Source organism: Microbacterium meiriae (genome assembly GCF_040685015.1).
In the GTDB taxonomy this organism is placed as follows: domain Bacteria; phylum Actinomycetota; class Actinomycetes; order Actinomycetales; family Microbacteriaceae; genus Microbacterium; species Microbacterium meiriae.
In genome coordinates this window covers 867,420-884,017 of sequence record NZ_JBFBHD010000002.1, presented here as the reverse complement: position 1 = coordinate 884,017, position 16,598 = coordinate 867,420, and the positions used below count along the sequence as shown (strand labels likewise).

The window sequence follows — 16,598 nt, the reverse complement described above, 5'->3', positions numbered from 1 at the left end:
CGGGTGACCGCGGCTCACTACACTTGAGCCGTGGTCACTCGTCTTTCGAACTTCTTCCTCCGTACGCTCCGCGAAGATCCTGCCGGTGCCGAGGTCGCCAGTCACAAGCTGCTGATCCGCGCCGGGTACATCCGACCGCAGGCAGCAGGCATCTTCGCGTGGCTGCCGCTCGGGCTGCGCGTCAAAGCGAAGATCGAGACCGTCATCCGCGAGGAGATGGCCGCCGCCGGTGCCCAGGAGGTGCACTTCCCCGCACTGATGCCGCGCGAGGCGTACGAGGCGACCGGGCGCTGGGACGAGTACGGCGACCTGCTGTTCCGCCTCCAGGACCGCAAGGGCGGCGATTACCTCCTGGCGCCGACGCACGAGGAGGCCTTCACGCTGCTGGTGAAGGACCTGTACTCGTCGTACAAGGATCTGCCGCTGACGATCTTCCAGATCCAGGACAAGTACCGCGACGAGGCCCGGCCGCGCGCCGGTCTCCTCCGCGGGCGCGAGTTCACGATGAAGGACGCCTACTCCTTCGACGCCTCGGACGAGGGGCTGGACGTGAGCTACCAGGCGCAGCGGGACGCCTACGAGCGCATCTTCCAGCGGCTGGGCCTCGAGTACGCGATCGTGCAGGCCGACGCCGGCGCGATGGGCGGTTCGCGGAGCGAGGAGTTCCTGCACCCGACGCCCGTCGGGGAGGACACATTCGTCCGCAGCGCCGGGGGGTACGCGGCCAACGTCGAGGCCTTCAGCACGCCCGTGCCCGCTCCGGTCCCGTTCGACGCCGATGGCGCTCCGGTGATCTTCGATTCGCCCGACACGCCCACCATCGAGACGCTCGTCGCGCACTGCAACCGAGAGCTCGACGGCGAGTACACCGCCGCCGACACGCTCAAGAACGTCGTGCTCGCCCTGAAGCACCTCGACGGCACCCGTGAGCTCGTGATCGTCGGCATCCCCGGCGACCGCGAGGTGGACGAGAAGCGTGCCGAGGTGGCCTTCGCCCCTGCCGAGGTGGAGACCGCGACCGCGGACGACTTCGAGAACAACCCGCTCCTGGTGAAGGGGTACATCGGTCCCTGGTCGCCTACGGGTGCGGTGCTCGGCGAGGAGTCCGCCACGGGCATCCGCTACCTCGTCGACCCCCGCGTGAGCGAGGGGACGAGCTGGGTCACCGGCGCGAACATCGACCAGAAGCACGCGCACTCGGTCGTCGCCGGGCGCGACTTCGAGGCGGACGGCATCGTGGAGATCGCGAACGTGCGCGCCGGCGACCCGGCGCCCGACGGCTCCGGTCCGGTCGAGCTCGCCCGCGGCATGGAGATCGGTCACGTCTTCCAGCTCGGGCGGAAGTACGCGGAGGCGCTCGGCCTCAAGGTCCTCAACGAGAACGGCAAGCTCGTCACGGTCACCATGGGGTCGTACGGCATCGGCGTGACGCGGATCCTGGCGATCATCGCCGAGCTCAACAACGACGACAAGGGCCTCATCTGGCCGGCCTCGGTCGCGCCGTTCGACGTGCAGGTCGTCGCCGCCGGCCGTGACCAGGTCGCCTTCGATGTCGCGGAGGGCCTGTCCGCGCAGCTGGAGGCGGCCGGCCTCGACGTGCTCTACGACGACCGCCCGAAGGTGTCGCCCGGAGTCAAGTTCGGCGATGCCGAGCTCGTCGGCGTCCCGAAGATCGTCATCGTCGGCCGGGGAGCCGCCGACGGGCAGGTGGAGTTCTGGGACCGTCGGACGGGCGAGCGTGAGGCCGTCTCGGTCGCCGAAGCGGTGGAGCGGCTCTCCGCCGCGCGCTGAGCCGGCGCTCGGAGCGGGCCGCTCAGCAGGTGATGCGGCCGTGGTTCATGATGTCGTCGTCCGGGGTGTCTCGGGTCACGAGCGCCTTGAGCGCCCCGGCGGCCATCGCGACCTTGCCCTTCGCGGGCTCCCAGAACTCGGCGACGACCGGAGTGACTTTGAGCAGCGCGATGCCCGGGGTCCCCAGGCCGTCCTCGAACCAGATGTCGAGGGAGGGGGAGTAGAGTTCCTCCATCTTCGCGCGGTCGTGGACGATCTCCGCGGTGCCGGCGACCGACACGTAGCGCATCCCCTTGGCGTCGCAGTAGGCCAGCCCCACGTCGTGATGACGACGGGCCTCCTCGACCTTCTCGGTGTCCTCCGCGGTGAAGAACCAGATGGCGCCGGCATCGTCCATCTGCCTGGTCGACATGGGGCGGCTGACGAGGTTCCCGTCCGGGTCGGTGGTCGTGAGCATGGTGAAGTCGATGTCCTCCACGAGTTCGGCGACGCGGGCGAGGGCTTCGGGACCGGTGATCTCTGTCATGTCGCCATGGTGACGCCTTCCCCGGCGGCGGGCACGGGTGTTGACACCGCTCCTTCTCCGTGCTCCGGAGCCCCGGGGTACGGTCCCTCGGCGTTGCGTCCCGCCGACCGGATGCCGCGTGGGACGCTGGGGGCATGACCGAGGAACCGCTGCCGGCAGCCCTGAGCGACGAGATCAACCGTGTGCTGGACGAGGCGGGTGTGGCCACGGACCGTCGCCTCGTGATGCGGATGCTCCGCACCGCGCTGCTGCTGGGGGAGGACGGCACCGACCGCCTCGACCTCAAGATCGCTTCCGCCGCCCTGGCCGAGATGCGGGACGCGTTCCGCCTGTTCGCGCCCTTCCGCGGGGTGCCGAAGGTGACGGTGTTCGGGTCCGCCCGCACCCTCCACGACGACCCGCTGTACCTGCAGGCGCGTGATGTCGCCGCGGCCCTCGCGAGCGACGGCTGGATGGTGGTCACGGGCGCCGGGCCGGGGATCATGCAGGCCGCGGCCGAAGGAGCCGGGCCCGCGCTGTCGCTCGGTGTCTCCATCCGTCTCCCCTTCGAGGAGAAGGCGAACAGCCTGGTCGCGGGAAGCGATCAGGTCGTCGCGATGAAGTACTTCTTCACCCGCAAGCTCATGCTCATCAAGGAGTCGAGCGGCTTCATCTGCCTCCCCGGCGGATTCGGCACGCTGGATGAGATGTTCGAGCTGCTCACCCTCCAGCAGACGGGCAAGGCCGAGCCCACGCCGATCGTGCTGCTCGACGAGAAGGGCGGATCGTTCTGGCAGGGCATGCGGCGCTTCGTCGACGAGCACCTCGCGCCGATGGGGGTGATCTCCCCCGGTGACTTCGATCGGGTCGTCGTCACCGATTCCGTGGAGGAGGCTCGCGCCGAGATCACGGGGTTCTGGCGCAACTACGATTCGCTGCGGTGGGTCGGCGACACCCTGGTGCTGCGCCTCAAGGCCGAGCCGACGGATGCGGAGATCGAGGAGCTCAACGCCGGCTTCGCAGGGCTGCTGTCCACCGGGCGCATCGAGCGCACGGCTCCGCGGTCCCCGGAGGTCGCCGACGACGACCGGCTCGACCTCCCGCGCCTCGCCCTGCACCTGAATCAGCGTCAGGTGGGCAATCTCTTCCGCCTGATCGGGGCCCTCAACGCGCTCCCGTCCGCGCCGAAGGTCTGACCCCGCGACGCATCCCACGACGCAACAGGCTCCCACGCGGAATCAGGCTGTTCCCGCGGTGAGCGCCTGCTGCCGCGCGAATGCCTGTGCCCGGGCGCGGATGGCCCGGGGGCGCGGCACACGGTATCGTGGTACGGATGTCGCGCGTGCATTCGGGCGCGACGAGAGCTGAATAGGGAGGCCGTCATGGACATCGAACTGAGTCTGCTGCGAGGGATCGAGAAGGAGAAGGCGATCCCGTTCGACGAGCTCCTCGCGATCATCGAGCAGGCGATCCTGACCGCGTACTCCAAGCACGTCTCGCCCGAGGGTGCCGCGCCGGAGGGCGTCCGCGTGCACCTCGACCGCAAGACCGGCCACGTCGCCGTCCTCCAGGTCGTCCGCGACGACGAGGGTGCGATCATCGGCGAAGAGGAGGCGACGCCCGACGACTTCGGGCGCATCGCCGCGTTCGCCGCCAAGCAGGTCATCAGCCAGCGCCTCCGGGACATCGCCGACGACGCCGTCCTCGGCGAGTTCAAGGGCAAGGAGGGCGACATCGTCGCCGGCGTGATCCAGCAGGGGCCCAACCCGCGCATGATCCACGTCGACCTCGGCTCCGTCGAGGCGATCCTCCCGCCCGAGGAGCAGGTGCCCGGCGAGGAGTACACGCACGGGTCCCGTCTGCGCGTCTACGTCACCAGCGTCGCCAAGGGGCTCAAGGGTCCGCAGATCACTGTGTCGCGCACGCACCCCGGCCTCGTCCGCAAGCTCTTCGCCCTCGAGGTGCCGGAGATCGCCGCCGGACTCGTCGAGATCGTCGCGCTCGCGCGTGAGGCGGGCCACCGCACCAAGATCGCGGTGAAGGCCAACGACCCGGCGATCAACGCCAAGGGGGCGTGCATCGGTGAGATGGGGCGCCGTGTGCGAGCCGTCACGGAGGAGCTGGCGGGGGAGAAGATCGACATCGTCGACTACGACGCCGACCTGCCGACGTTCGTGGCGCACGCGCTGTCGCCCGCCAAGGTCACGAGCTCGTTCGTCCTCGACGCGAGCACCAAGGCCGTCCGCGCCCTCGTGCCCGACTACCAGCTGTCGCTCGCGATCGGCAAGGAGGGTCAGAACGCGCGTCTGGCCGCCAAGCTCACGGGTGCGAAGATCGACATCCAGCCGGACAGCGTCCTCGACTGATCCCGGTCCGTCCTCGACGCCACGCCCGGTGGCGGCGAGGACGGACGGAACGCAGGTGTAAGATGGAACCCGTACGAACGTGCGTCGGTTGCCGCACGCGTGCTCCCCGCTCCACTCTGCTCAGGGTGGTTGCCCAGAACGACACCCTCATCCCCGATGAGCGTGCTGTCCTGCCGGGGCGCGGCGCGTGGGTGCATCCGACACCCGAGTGCATGGAAGCCGCTCTGCGGCGTCGAGCTTTCGGAAGAGCACTGCGTGTGACCACTCAGCTGGACACACGGACCTTCGAACAGCACCCACCAAGAAACAAAGGCTGAACAGCTATGGAAACAAAGTGAACGGCTCGAAATGAGACCCGTCCGCGACTAGTGGTCTGCCCTGTCTGGGCAGACCGACCCAGACAGGAGAATTGTGGCTGGTAAACCACGCGTACATGAGATCGCCGCCGAACTCGGCGTCGACAGCAAGGTCGCACTTGCGAAGCTCAAGGAACTCGGCGAGTTCGTGAAGAGCCCGTCCTCGACGGTCGAGCCCCCGGTGGCGCGCAAGCTGCGCGCCGCGATCGAGGCCGACCCGTCCCTCAAGGCCGGGTCCGAGCCCGCTGCGGCGAAGCCCGCCGCGAAGCCGGCACCGAAGTCCTCGGCGCCCACCCCTGGCCCGAAGCCCGGACCCAAGCCGGGTCCTGCGGCTCCGGCCGCCCCGGCACCGGCGCCCGCCCCCGAGGCGGAGAAGGCTCCGGCACCGTCGGCGCCCGCGAAGTCCGCGGCTCCGGCCTCGGCCGCGCCGTCCTCCGGTGACGGCAACGCGCCGAAGCCCGGCGCGCCCCGTCCCGGCAACAACCCGTTCTCGTCCGCTCAGGGCATGGGCCAGCGTCCCGCCGGCCCTCGTCCCGGCAACAACCCCTTCGCCTCGGCGCAGGGGATGGGCCAGCGGCCGACCCCCGGCAACATCCCGCGTCCGCAGGCGCCGCGCCCCGGTGCTCCGCGCCCGGGTGCCCCGCGTCCCGGCTCGCCGCGTCCCGGCGCTCCCCGCGGCGGCCAGGGTGGTCGTCCCGGTGCTCCGTTCCAGCAGCGTACGGGCGGTCCCGGTCGCCCCGGCGGCGGTGGCGGTCCCGGTGCGGGTCCCCGTCCCGGTGGCGGTTTCGCCGGTCGTCCGGGTGGCGGCGGTGGCCGTGGCCGTGGTCCCGGTGGTGGTACCGCCGGTGCCTTCGGTAAGGGCGGCGGCAAGAGCAAGCAGCGCAAGTCGCGGCGGGCGAAGCGGCAAGAGTTCGAGATGCGGAGCGCCCCGGTCGTCGGTGGCGTCAACGTCACCCGCGGCAACGGGGAGATCATCCGCATGCGTCGCGGTGCGTCCATCGCGGACTTCGCCGACAAGATCGAGGCCCTGACCGGCTACACGGTGCAGCCGGGCACCCTCGTCACGATCCTCTTCAACCTCGGCGAGATGGCCACGGCCACCGAGTCGCTGGATGAGGCCACGTTCGAGGTCCTCGGTGAGGAGCTGGGCTACAAGGTCCAGATGGTCTCGCCCGAGGACGAGGACAAGGAGCTCCTCGAGGGCTTCGGTCTCGACCTCGAGAAGGAGCTGGAGGAGGAGAGCGAGGACGACCTCGAGATCCGTCCCCCGGTCGTCACCGTCATGGGTCACGTCGACCACGGTAAGACGCGCCTCCTCGACGCGATCCGTCAGACCAACGTCATCGAGGGTGAGGCCGGCGGCATCACCCAGCACATCGGTGCTTACCAGGTCTGGACCGAGCACGACGGCATCGAGCGGGCGATCACGTTCATCGACACCCCGGGTCACGAGGCGTTCACCGCCATGCGTGCCCGTGGTGCGCAGGTCACCGACCTCGCGATCCTCGTGGTCGCGGCCGACGACGGCATCATGCCGCAGACGGTCGAGGCGCTGAACCACGCCCAGGCGGCGAACGTGCCGATCGTGGTCGCGGTGAACAAGGTCGACAAGCCGGAGGCCAACCCGGCCAAGGTGCGTCAGCAGCTCACCGAATACGGTCTGGTGGCCGAGGAGTACGGCGGCGACGTCATGTTCGTCGACGTGTCGGCCCGTGCCAACACCGGCATCCAGGAGCTCCTGGACGCGGTGCTGCTCACGGCGGACGCCGGTCTCGACCTGACTGCCAACCCGAACAAGGCCGCTCGCGGTGTCGCCATCGAGGCGAAGCTCGACAAGGGCCGCGGTTCGGTCGCGACGGTGCTGATCCAGTCCGGAACCCTCCGGGTCGGCGATGCGATCGTGGCGGGCACCGCCTACGGCCGCGTCCGCGCGATGATCGACGAGAACGGCGAGGTCGTCGAGGCGGCTGCGCCGTCCCGACCGGTCCAGGTGCAGGGTCTGAACTCCGTGCCGCGCGCCGGCGACGTCTTCATCGTCACCGAGGAAGACCGCATGGCGCGTCAGATCGCGGAGAAGCGCGAAGCCGTCGAGCGCAACGCCCAGCTGGCCAAGGCCCGCAAGCGCATCTCGCTCGAGGACTTCACCCGTGCTCTCGAAGAGGGCAAGGTCGAGTCGCTTAACCTCATCATCAAGGGTGACGTCTCCGGTGCCGTCGAGGCGCTGGAGGAGTCCCTCCTCAAGATCGAGGTCGACGATTCGGTGCAGCTGCGCATCATCCACCGCGGTGTCGGTGCGATCACCGAGTCCGACGTGAACCTGGCGACGATCGACAACGCGATCATCGTGGGCTTCAACGTCCGCCCCGACACGAAGGCGCGCGAGCGTGCTCAGCGTGAGGGCGTGGACATCCGCTTCTACTCCGTCATCTACAACGCGATCGACGAGATCGAGAGCTCGCTCAAGGGCATGCTCAAGCCGGAGTACGAAGAGGTCCAGTCGGGTGTCGCCGAGATCCGCGAGGTGTTCCGCTCCTCGAAGTTCGGCAACATCGCCGGTGTCATCGTGCGGTCCGGGACGATCACGCGCAACGCGAAGGCCCGTGTCATCCGAGACGGCGTCGTCATCGCCGATGGCCTCGCCATCGAGTCGCTGCGCCGGTTCAAGGACGACGTCACCGAGGTGCGGACGGACTACGAGGCCGGTATCGGCCTCGGCAAGTACAACGACATCCAGATCGGCGACGAGATCGAGACGACCGAGATGGTGGAGAAGCCGCGCGGCTGACCCGCACGGCTCCGGCGGCTGCCTCCTCCTCCCATGACGGGGGAGGGGGCAGCCGCCTCCGCGGTTCGCTGGGAACCGCGATGCACAGAGGTGGGAGAAGGAACAATGGCTGGTGAACGACAGGCCCGACTCGCGGATCGCATCCGCGTGATCCTCGCCGAGCGCTTGGAGAAGGGGCTGCGCGACCCGCGTCTCGGCTTCGTGACCATCACCGACGTCCGCGTGAGCGGCGACCTGCAGCACGCTTCCGTGTTCTACACGGTGCTCGGTACGGAAGAGGAGCGCCTCGCCAGCGGCGCCGCGCTCACGTCCGCGACCGGAATGCTGCGCAGCGAGGTCGGTCGACAGCTCAGCACGCGACTCGTCCCCACGCTCGAGTTCATCCCGGACGCCCTCCCGGAGAACGCGGATCACATCACCGCCCTGCTCCGTGAGGCGCAGGAGCGGGACGCGGAGGTCGCCAAGCTGGCCTCTTCCGCGACCCACGCCGGTGAGGCCGACCCCTACCGTGCGGACGACGACGAGGACTGATCCCGTCTGATACCCTCAGGTCCGCGGCGGGACAACCGGTGGATCTGGGGGGATCGACATCGAGTCTCGGAACGCGCCTGCGGGGTCGTCCGTCGCGCCCGGCGACGTCGAGGCGCTGCTGGACGAGCTTCGGGCTCGGGAGCTCGCGTGCGCCCCGCACGTGGCCGCGCGGCTCGTCGCCGCGCTTCCGGAGGACCCGGCTGCCGTCATGGCGGTGGCGGCCCGCCTCACACCGGAGCAGCGGCGAGGTCTCGGCCGGCTGCCGTGGCCGCTGCCGTCCGCCGCCGATGCCGTCCCTCTCGGCATGCTGTCGACCCCGGACCGGCTGCTGCTGCTCACCGTGGCGTTGACGTTCGAGGATGACCTCGATCCGGTCCTCGCGGTGGACGGGCGCGGCGTGGAGGAGGTGCGGGCGAGCGGCGCCTCGCCTTACCTGGTGATCCACGCGGGACGCGTCCGGTTCGCCGATCCCCGGATGGAGACGCGAGTGCACGCGACCGCGTCGGCGGCTGAGGTCGCGCATACGCACGCGCGCCTCGCCGCGCTCGCCGTCCGGCGGCGAGATCGGGTGGCTGCGGCCTGGCATCGCGCCCGTGGAGGCGCCGCCCGCGATCGTCTGTCCGCGGCGGCGTTGACGGCGGGTGCCCGCGCCGCGGCCGCAGAGGGACGCACGGAACGCGTGCTGCTGCTCGCCGCCGAGGCCGCGAAGCACGCGGCCGGCGACATCGGCGAGGAAGCGCGAATGCTCGCCGGGTGCGCGGCGCTCGCATGCGGTCATGCGGCGGATGCCGAGGAATGGTTGGGAAGCCTCGTCTGCGGTGCCGCCGAGCACCGTCGGGGGCGAGCGCTCGGACCGTTCCTCGTCGCCCGCACGTTCCGGTACGGAGCGGTGCCGGCCGTCGATCCGCAGCGGCTCGCTCCGCTGCGTACGGCGGACGGCGACTCCTGGGCGCGGTCCGCGGCGCTCCTGGCGATCCTGTGCGCGGAGCGCGGCGACCGCAGGGCGGGGCGCCGCTGGCTCGCCGATGCCCGTGACGGGGCCTCGCGCGTCGGCGGGGACGGCGTCCTGCGGGACGCGGTCGAGTCGCTGTGCGGCCTTCTCGCCGGGGAGGTCGTCACGGGTGACGTACCAGGAGCCGGCGGGCTGCTGGGCGCCGTGTCGGGGGCGCTGTTCGCCGCGTGCGGCGGCGACATCGACGAGGGCCTGCGGCTGCTGCAGACCGCGGATCTCCCCGGGGTGGGGGAGCGCGATCCGATGATCCCCGGTTTCGAGCACAGCCCACTGGGCCGGGCCTACCGGATCGTCACCGAGGTGCTGCTTCTGGTCTGGCGGGGAGACATCGGTCGCGCCAGGCTGCTGCTGCGGCAGGCAGCGGTCGAGCTCCCCGTTGCGATCCCGTTCGCGGGACTCGGCGTGGTGCTGGCGCGGCGGCTCGATCTCGCGGTCCTCGGCGCTTTCAGCCCGATCGCCAGGGCTCTCACCGCCGTGCTCCCTCCGGCCGCAGACATGGACGTACTGGTGGACCGCGCTGTCGAGGCGTTCCTGAACGGCTCCTTCGAGGCGGCCGCCGGTGCGATCGGGCTGTGGCGGGATCGCGGGGAGCCGCAGGCGCGCTTCGCGGTGCCGGGAGTGGAGGAGGTCGTGCTCGTCCCCGAGGCCGGACGGGCGTCACCGGCGGTGCGCCCACCGGAGACGGAGTTCGCCGACGCCCTGCGTCACGCCGTCGCGCCGTCCGGCGACGGTGCCTGGCGCACGGAGCAGGAGACCCTGCGAGAGGCGGCACGACGGCTTCGGTCGCCCTTCGCCCGCGGCCGCGTCGAGACGCTGCTCGGGGTCAGGTCCGGGCTGCACGGGGATCCGATCGAGGCCCGCAGTCACCTCGCGCAGGCCGAGATACTGTTCGAGGCCGCCGGGGCGAGCGCGTGGGGGCGTGCCGTCCGCCGGCGTCTGCAGCGGCTGGAGACCGACCCGCATGTCACGGGCGGCGCGCATCTCCCCGTGTGCCGGAGCGCCTGGGCGCAGCGGCTGACGTCGCGGGAGCTGGAGGTCGCGATGCTCGCCGTCGAAGGCACGGGGAACCGCGCGATCGCGGAGCGCCTGTCGGTGTCGATCCGGACGGTCGAGGTGCATCTCGGACGCGTGTTCGCGAAGCTGCACGTGCGCAATCGTGTCGAGCTGACCGTGTTGGCGCACCGGACCGAGCAGTACCTCTGAGCAGCGCTCACCGCGGCAGCGAGAGTCCCTCCCCGTCCGCTTCCGCGAGTCCGTCTGCGATCAGGGAATCGATCGCCCGATCCCGCTGATGCAGGTCGGGCCATGCCGGGAGGACCGCCGTGAGCGGAACCGGCTCGGGGGCCGCATCGCGCAGGAGCCGGAGCACGGCGCCGCGGGCCTGGCGGTCCGACCCCTCGAACGTGGCCTGTCGCCGTCGCTCGTCTCCGGTATCGGGTCGGCCGGCTGCGAGCCACGCGCAGGTGTCAGCCAGCGGGCAGCGCTCGCACCGGGGCGCGCGCGACGTGCAGATCGTCGCGCCGAGTTCCATCGCCGCGGCGTTGAGGACGCTCGCCTCAGTCACCCCCTCGGGAAGCAGGGAGGACATGAGAGCGAGGTCGCGGCGGGATGGTGGCCCCGGTTGTGCCCGTCCATCGACGGCTCGTGCCAGGACGCGCCGTGTATTGGTGTCGACGACGGGATGTCGGTCGCCGTACGCGAAGACGGCCACGGCACGGGCGGTGTAGTCGCCGATGCCGGAGAGGGCGAGGAGGGCGTCGACGTCGCGCGGCACGACGCCTCCGTGCCGTTCGACCACCTCGATGGCGGCCCGGTGCAGCCACAGGGCCCGCCGCGGATAGCCGAGGTTCGCCCACTGGTGCACGACGTCCGCCGTGGACGCTGTCGTCATCGCGCGGGGCGTGGGCCACCGTGTCAGCCACGCGTCGAGATGCGGGATCACCCGGGTCACGGGCGTCTGCTGCAGCATGAACTCACTCACCAGGACGCCCCAGGCGCCGAACGTCGCATGGAAGTCCGGCCGGCGCCACGGGAGGTCGCGCGCCGCCTCGGCGTACCAGCCGAGCAGGGGCGTCAACGTCGCAGGGGACGGTGCGGGCGCGGCCATCCCTCCAGCCTAGGCGAGCGGTCGCCGCTCTCGGCCTCGGTAGGCTGGAGGGATGGCGACCCCCGGTATCCTCCTCGTCGACAAGCCCGGCGGGCTGACCAGTCACGACGTGGTCGCCCGCACCCGCCGGGCCTTCGGGACCCGCAAGGTCGGCCACGCCGGGACTCTCGACCCGATGGCCACGGGGCTGCTCGTCATCGGCATCGAGGGCGCGACCCGCCTCCTCACGTACATCGTGGGCGCCGACAAGACCTACGAGGCGACCATCCGGCTCGGTGCCGTCACCTCCACGGATGACGCGGAGGGCGAGATCCTCCACACTGCGGACCCCGCCGCCCTCGTCGCTGTCGAGGACGCGGCGATCGATGCCGGGGTGGCCGCGCTGACGGGCGCGATCTCCCAGGTCCCGAGCGCGGTGTCGGCGATCAAGGTCGACGGTCGTCGCGCGTACGACCGGGTCCGTGCGGGGGAGGAGGTCGTCCTCGAGCCGCGGGAGGTCGTCGTCTCCCGGTTCGATGTCCTCGCCCGTCGCCGCGACGACCACGCCCTCGACCTCGATGTCGTGGTGGACTGCTCGTCCGGCACCTACATCCGCTCGCTCGCCCGCGACCTGGGCGCTGCCCTCGGCGTCGGCGGTCACCTGACGGCGCTCCGCCGCACCCGCGTCGGCCCGTTCGACGTGCGCGACGCGGTGTCGATCGACGCGCTCGACACCGCTCCCGTGCTCACCCCCGGCGAGGCCGCCGCTCGCGTGCTCCCCGTCCTCCCCGTCACGGCGGACGAGGCCCGCGATCTGCGCCACGGCAAGCGTCTGGCGGGGCAGGCGGTGCGCCTGGACGGTCCGCTCGCCGCGGCCATCGAGGACGACGGCGTGCTGGTGGGGATCGTCGAGAAGCGCGGCGCCGATGTGAAGAGCGCCATGAACATGCCGGAGGTCTCCCGATGATCCTGTGGTTCACGATCGTGCAGATCGTCGTCGCCGTCGCCGCCGGGCTCTTCTGCCTCGGGGCCGGGTTCGCCGGTCGGCGCCCCAGCGACTTCTCGGTAGGCGCACTCGCGCTCGTCGAGGTGCTGCTGTTCGCGCAGGTCGTCGTCGCCATCGTCGCGCCCCTCGCGGGGAATCCGCCGACCGGGGACCTGCTGGAGTTCTGGGTGTATCTCGTCTCGGCGGCTCTGCTCCCGATCGGTGCGGTGCTCTGGGCCCTCATGGAGCGCAGCCGGTGGAGCACTGTCGTTCTCGGCGTGGCCGCCCTCGCGATCGCGATCATGCTGTGGCGCATGCAGGTCATCTGGACGATCCAGGTCGCCTGAGCGCGGACCGGGAGCGGACGCCGGGCGGCTCACCCGGCTCTAGGATGGAATGCGCTATGAGCTCCACCGCCCCCTCCACCCGGATGACCGGCATCGGTCGTGTCCTGGTGATCGTCTACGCCGTGATGGCGCTGGCGGCCACCGGGCGCAGCTTCGTGCAGATCGTCCGTCGATTCGACGAGGCCCCGCTGGCCTACACGCTGTCTGCGCTCGCCGCGGTCGTGTACGTCCTGGCGACGCTCGCGCTCGTCTTCGCGCGGCGTCGGGGCTGGTACACCGTCGCCTGGGTCGCGATCGTCTTCGAGCTCACCGGTGTCCTGGTCGTCGGCGTGCTCAGCCTCGTCCTCCCCGAGCTCTTCCAGCACGAGACCGTGTGGTCGCTGTTCGGGCGCGGCTACCTCTTCATCCCTCTCGTCCTCCCGGTCTTCGGGATCTGGTGGCTCCGCACGCACCGGCCCGTCGAGGCCGCGCGTCCGGTCGAGGTCGCCGCGTGATCGTGTTCCGGAATCCGGACGAGGTCCCGGACGGCTACGGCCCCAGCGCCGTCGCCATCGGGAAGTTCGACGGCGTGCACGAGGGGCACCGGGCGGTCATCCGCCGTCTGGAGGAGGCCGCCGCAGCCTCGGGGAGCCGTGCCGTCGCGGTGACGTTCGACCGCAACCCGCTCGCCGTGATCCGTCCGGACCGGTGCCCCGAGAACGTCGTGACCGTCGACCGCAAGCTGGAACTCCTCAGCGAGCTCGGCCTCGACGCGACGCTCGTGCTCACGTTCGACGAGACGCTCGCCGCCCGCAGCGCCGAGGACTTCGTCGTCGACATCCTCGTCGGCGCGCTGCACGTGTCCACCGTGCTCGTCGGTGCCGACTTCCGCTTCGGGCACCGGGGTGCAGGAACGCCCGAGCTGCTGCGCGCACTCGGCCCCCGCTACGGCTTCACGGTCGAGGTCGTGGACGACGTCTACCTTCCGGGTTCCAGCCGACGGGTCTCGTCGAGCTGGATCCGCGAGCTGTTGATGGCGGGGGATGTCGCCGAGGCCACTCGCGCGCTCGGACGGTATCCCGACGTGCGCGGCGTCGTGGTCCACGGTCTGAAGCGCGGACGCGAGCTCGGCTTCCCGACCGCGAACCTCTCCACGATCGTCGACGCGTTCGTGCCCGCCGACGGCGTCTACGCCGGATGGCTCGTCGACCACGACACGGGGATCCGGCATCCGTCGGCGATCTCGGTGGGAACGAACCCCACCTTCGACGACGTGCTCGTGCGTCAGGTCGAGGCCCATGTGCTGGGGGAGACCGGTCTCGACCTCTACGGTCATGACGTGACGGTCGAGTTCGTCGAGCGGCTGCGCGGCATGGTCGCGTTCGAGGGCATCGAGAAGCTGATGACGCAGATGGCCGCCGACGTCGCGCAGGCCGCGGCCATCCTCGACGAACCCGTGTAACACGGCGGCACCCTGCTTCCGCGGCCGGGGGCCGGGATGGCATAGAATGGCATCAGGCTCCCACCGGTCCCGCACGTATCGCGTGCTCCGGCGGGAACACCGATCCACAGTCCGCACGGTCCTGGCTCACGCCACACGCGGACGACGAGAACGGCTCACGGCTCCCTGAGGGAGCCGGAGCCCTTCAGGCTCAGGAGGAGCATGCCGACCACGGCAACCGCCGCCCCGCGGCGCAAGAAGACGTCCCGTCGCGATGACGAGGCACCCCTCATCCCGATCCTCGCGCGCAAGGTGCGCGAGATCGAGGCGAAGTCCCAGCGCGGCAAGCTGGGCCCCACGAACCGCACGAAGTTCCAGGTGATCGCGTTCCTGGTGCGCGAGGAGCGCGCCAGGGTCAAGGCCGACACCGAGATCACCGATGCGGCCCGCGCCGAGCTGCTCAAGCGGCTCGACGGCGTAGCGACGATCCTCGCGAAGACGGCCGCTCGGGACACCTCGCTCATCCAGCTGCTCGAGGCCGACCAGGCCACCTCGCCGGTCGCCAAGCGGATGCGTCGCGACTGGCTGCTCGAGTCCGGTGCCGAGCTTCCCCCCGAGGAGCTCATCATCGCCGACCCCGCGCCCGTACAGGTGTCGGTGGTGCCCGCGGCCATCGCGGAGCGTCAGGTCACCCCGCCATCGGTCGAGGCCCGCCAGCTCGCCAACCCGTTCCTGGCGCCCGACCTGACGCCGCGTCCGGCCAGCACGCCGCGCCGCCGTCTAGACGGCTGGGAGCTCATGGGGCCGCTGTACAAGGCATTCGAGACGGGTGCGGGCGGTGCCGCGGCGTCGATGGAGCTTCCCCCGGCCCCCGAGTTCGATCACCTCTCGCCCAAGGGCCGCGAGATCATGGTGCACCAGTCGCGCTTCCTCGAGGCCGTCCGTGCCGGGCACCGCAGCTTCCTGCTCGCCGACGAGCCGGGCCTCGGCAAGACGGCGCAGTCGGTGCTCGCGGCCTCCGTCGCCGGCGCCTATCCGCTGCTGGTCGTCGTGCCCAACGTCGTGAAGATGAACTGGGCGCGCGAGGTCGAGCGGTGGACGCCGCAGCGTCGTGCCACGGTCATCCAGGGCGACGGCGATGACATCGACGCCTTCGCCGACGTGTTCATCGTGAACTACGAGATCCTCGACCGTCACATGTCGTGGCTGGCGTCGATCGGCCTGCGCGGCATGGTCGTCGACGAGGCGCACTTCATCAAGAACCTCTCGTCGCAGCGCTCGCAGAACGTGCTCTCGCTCGCCGCGCAGGTGCGCGAGCGCACGCCGGGGCACGATCCGCTCATGCTCGCGCTCACCGGTACCCCGCTCATCAACGACGTCGAGGACTTCGACGCCATCTGGCGTTTCCTCGGCTGGACGAACGGCGAGAAGCCCGGACCGGAGCTCATGGAGAAGCTCGACGCGACGGGACTGACGCCTGCCGACAAGGCCTTCTACCCGGAGGCCCGCGACGCGGTGATCTCGATGGGCATCGTGCGACGGAAGAAGAAGGACGTCGCCGCCGATCTGCCCGACAAGCTGATCGCCGATCTGCCCGTGCAGCTCGACGACGAGTTCGGCCGCAGCATCCGCCAGGCCGAGCGCGAGCTGGGGGAGCGGCTGGCCGCCCGTTACCGTCGCATCATCGAGGCACGCGGCGACCGCGGCCTCGTCCCGGGCGAGATCGACGACGACATCGTCCGTCTCGTCGCGCAGAACGAGCTCGAGGAGTCGAAGGCGGCCGGCACCGGGGGAGACAACGTCTTCACCATGGTGCGCCGCATCGGTCAGGCGAAGGCGCTTCTAGCGGCGGACTACGCCGCGCAGCTGCAGCGGTCGGTCGGCAAGGTCGTGTTCTTCGCGAAGCACATCGACGTCATGGACCAGGCGGAGGCGCACTTCGCTTCGGCCGGCATCCGCGCGGTGTCCATCCGCGGTGACCAGACGAACACAGCACGGCAGCAGGCCATCGACGACTTCAACGGCGACCCCGAGGTCGGCATCGCGGTGTGCTCGCTCACGGCGGCCGGCGTCGGCCTCAACCTGCAGGCGGCGTCGAACGTCGTGCTCGCGGAGCTGTCGTGGACCGCGGCCGAGCAGACGCAGGCCATCGACCGCGTGCACCGCATCGGACAGGACGAGCCCGTCACGGCGTGGCGGATCATCGCCGCCCACACGATCGACACGAAGATCGCGGAGCTCATCGACCAGAAGCAGGGGCTCGCGGCCCGCGCGCTGGACGGCGAGGCGACGGAGGAGACCGCCAGCGAGTCGGTGCAGCTGGCCGCGCTGATGCATCTTCTGCGCGAGGCTCTCGGCGGCCGCTGAGCGAGCGTCAAGAACAAGAGTTCTTAACGCTGCTGCAGGCGGAAGTT

The 16,598-nt window shown here is 70.7% G+C and carries 14 protein-coding genes; 12 read left to right on the top strand and 2 right to left on the bottom strand.

Annotated elements, in window-relative coordinates:
* The first annotated feature begins 30 nt into the window (after positions 1-30).
* Positions 31-1,791 (top strand): proline--tRNA ligase, encoded by a 1,761-nt coding sequence (locus tag AB0N68_RS12830; protein ID WP_280569736.1) that lies wholly within the window; start codon positions 31-33, stop codon positions 1,789-1,791.
* Between the two features lie 22 nt (positions 1,792-1,813).
* Here the strand turns inward: AB0N68_RS12830 and AB0N68_RS12825 are convergent, their stop codons facing one another.
* Entirely contained in the window at positions 1,814-2,317 is a 504-nt protein-coding gene (locus AB0N68_RS12825; RefSeq protein ID WP_187663842.1) for a pyridoxamine 5'-phosphate oxidase family protein, read from the bottom strand.
* A 134-nt stretch (positions 2,318-2,451) separates the two neighbouring features.
* On the opposite strand from AB0N68_RS12825, the gene AB0N68_RS12820 reads away from it, so the two are divergent.
* The 6 genes from AB0N68_RS12820 (at position 2,452) to AB0N68_RS12795 (ending at position 10,549) form a co-directional block, all read left to right on the top strand.
* Positions 2,452-3,492, top strand: a complete 1,041-nt coding sequence (locus AB0N68_RS12820) for an LOG family protein (RefSeq protein ID WP_187663843.1) — start codon at positions 2,452-2,454, stop codon at positions 3,490-3,492.
* A gap of 186 nt (positions 3,493-3,678) precedes the next feature.
* Positions 3,679-4,662, top strand: coding sequence for a transcription termination factor NusA (gene nusA, locus AB0N68_RS12815; protein ID WP_280569733.1), 984 nt, complete (start codon positions 3,679-3,681; stop codon positions 4,660-4,662).
* Between the two features lie 62 nt (positions 4,663-4,724).
* On the top strand, positions 4,725-4,979 hold the full coding sequence (locus AB0N68_RS12810) for a YlxR family protein (RefSeq protein WP_083391685.1): 255 nt from the start codon (positions 4,725-4,727) through the stop codon (positions 4,977-4,979).
* A 94-nt stretch (positions 4,980-5,073) separates the two neighbouring features.
* A complete protein-coding gene (gene infB / locus AB0N68_RS12805) occupies positions 5,074-7,803 on the top strand; it encodes a translation initiation factor IF-2 (protein WP_363332857.1) in 2,730 nt (909 codons plus the stop codon).
* A gap of 105 nt (positions 7,804-7,908) precedes the next feature.
* On the top strand, positions 7,909-8,334 hold the full coding sequence (gene rbfA, locus AB0N68_RS12800) for a 30S ribosome-binding factor RbfA (protein WP_187663847.1): 426 nt from the start codon (positions 7,909-7,911) through the stop codon (positions 8,332-8,334).
* 160 nt (positions 8,335-8,494) lie between these two features.
* A complete protein-coding gene (locus AB0N68_RS12795; RefSeq protein ID WP_313366780.1) occupies positions 8,495-10,549 on the top strand; it encodes a LuxR C-terminal-related transcriptional regulator in 2,055 nt (684 codons plus the stop codon).
* Between the two features lie 7 nt (positions 10,550-10,556).
* On the opposite strand, the gene AB0N68_RS12790 is transcribed toward AB0N68_RS12795, so the two are convergent.
* Positions 10,557-11,453 (bottom strand): iron-sulfur binding domain-containing protein, encoded by an 897-nt coding sequence (locus tag AB0N68_RS12790; protein ID WP_280566075.1) that lies wholly within the window; start codon positions 11,451-11,453, stop codon positions 10,557-10,559.
* A gap of 52 nt (positions 11,454-11,505) precedes the next feature.
* Between AB0N68_RS12790 and truB the strand changes: the two genes are divergently transcribed.
* From truB to AB0N68_RS12765, 5 genes are all read left to right on the top strand, one after another.
* A complete protein-coding gene (gene truB / locus AB0N68_RS12785; protein ID WP_280566073.1) occupies positions 11,506-12,399 on the top strand; it encodes a tRNA pseudouridine(55) synthase TruB in 894 nt (297 codons plus the stop codon).
* Entirely contained in the window at positions 12,396-12,764 is a 369-nt protein-coding gene (locus tag AB0N68_RS12780; protein ID WP_280566071.1) for a hypothetical protein, read from the top strand. The genes truB and AB0N68_RS12780 overlap by 4 nt, the downstream gene beginning before the upstream one ends.
* 56 nt (positions 12,765-12,820) lie before the next feature.
* Positions 12,821-13,258 carry a hypothetical protein gene (locus AB0N68_RS12775; RefSeq protein WP_232089220.1) on the top strand — a complete coding sequence of 146 codons (438 nt, stop codon included), beginning with the start codon at positions 12,821-12,823 and terminating at the stop codon, positions 13,256-13,258.
* Positions 13,255-14,205: a bifunctional riboflavin kinase/FAD synthetase gene (locus AB0N68_RS12770; RefSeq protein WP_268776453.1), complete on the top strand. Its 951-nt coding sequence runs from the start codon at positions 13,255-13,257 to the stop codon at positions 14,203-14,205. Before AB0N68_RS12775 ends, AB0N68_RS12770 begins: the two co-directional genes overlap by 4 nt.
* 201 nt (positions 14,206-14,406) lie before the next feature.
* Entirely contained in the window at positions 14,407-16,551 is a 2,145-nt protein-coding gene (locus tag AB0N68_RS12765; RefSeq protein WP_280566068.1) for a DEAD/DEAH box helicase, read from the top strand.
* Positions 16,552-16,598 lie beyond the last annotated feature (47 nt).

Bases quoted from the DNA above. Each gene is read 5' to 3' on its own strand.
- truB (WP_280566073.1), top strand. From the start codon at position 11,506: ATGGCGACCCCCGGTATCCTCCTCGTCGACAAGCCCGGCGGGCTGACC.
- rbfA (WP_187663847.1), top strand. From the start codon at position 7,909: ATGGCTGGTGAACGACAGGCCCGACTCGCGGATCGCATCCGCGTGATC.
- AB0N68_RS12825 (WP_187663842.1), bottom strand. From the start codon at position 2,317: ATGACAGAGATCACCGGTCCCGAAGCCCTCGCCCGCGTCGCCGAACTC.
- AB0N68_RS12775 (WP_232089220.1), top strand. From the start codon at position 12,821: ATGAGCTCCACCGCCCCCTCCACCCGGATGACCGGCATCGGTCGTGTC.
- AB0N68_RS12780 (WP_280566071.1), top strand. From the start codon at position 12,396: ATGATCCTGTGGTTCACGATCGTGCAGATCGTCGTCGCCGTCGCCGCC.
- nusA (WP_280569733.1), top strand. From the start codon at position 3,679: ATGGACATCGAACTGAGTCTGCTGCGAGGGATCGAGAAGGAGAAGGCG.
- AB0N68_RS12810 (WP_083391685.1), top strand. From the start codon at position 4,725: ATGGAACCCGTACGAACGTGCGTCGGTTGCCGCACGCGTGCTCCCCGC.
- AB0N68_RS12790 (WP_280566075.1), bottom strand. From the start codon at position 11,453: ATGGCCGCGCCCGCACCGTCCCCTGCGACGTTGACGCCCCTGCTCGGC.
- AB0N68_RS12820 (WP_187663843.1), top strand. From the start codon at position 2,452: ATGACCGAGGAACCGCTGCCGGCAGCCCTGAGCGACGAGATCAACCGT.
- AB0N68_RS12765 (WP_280566068.1), top strand. From the start codon at position 14,407: ATGCCGACCACGGCAACCGCCGCCCCGCGGCGCAAGAAGACGTCCCGT.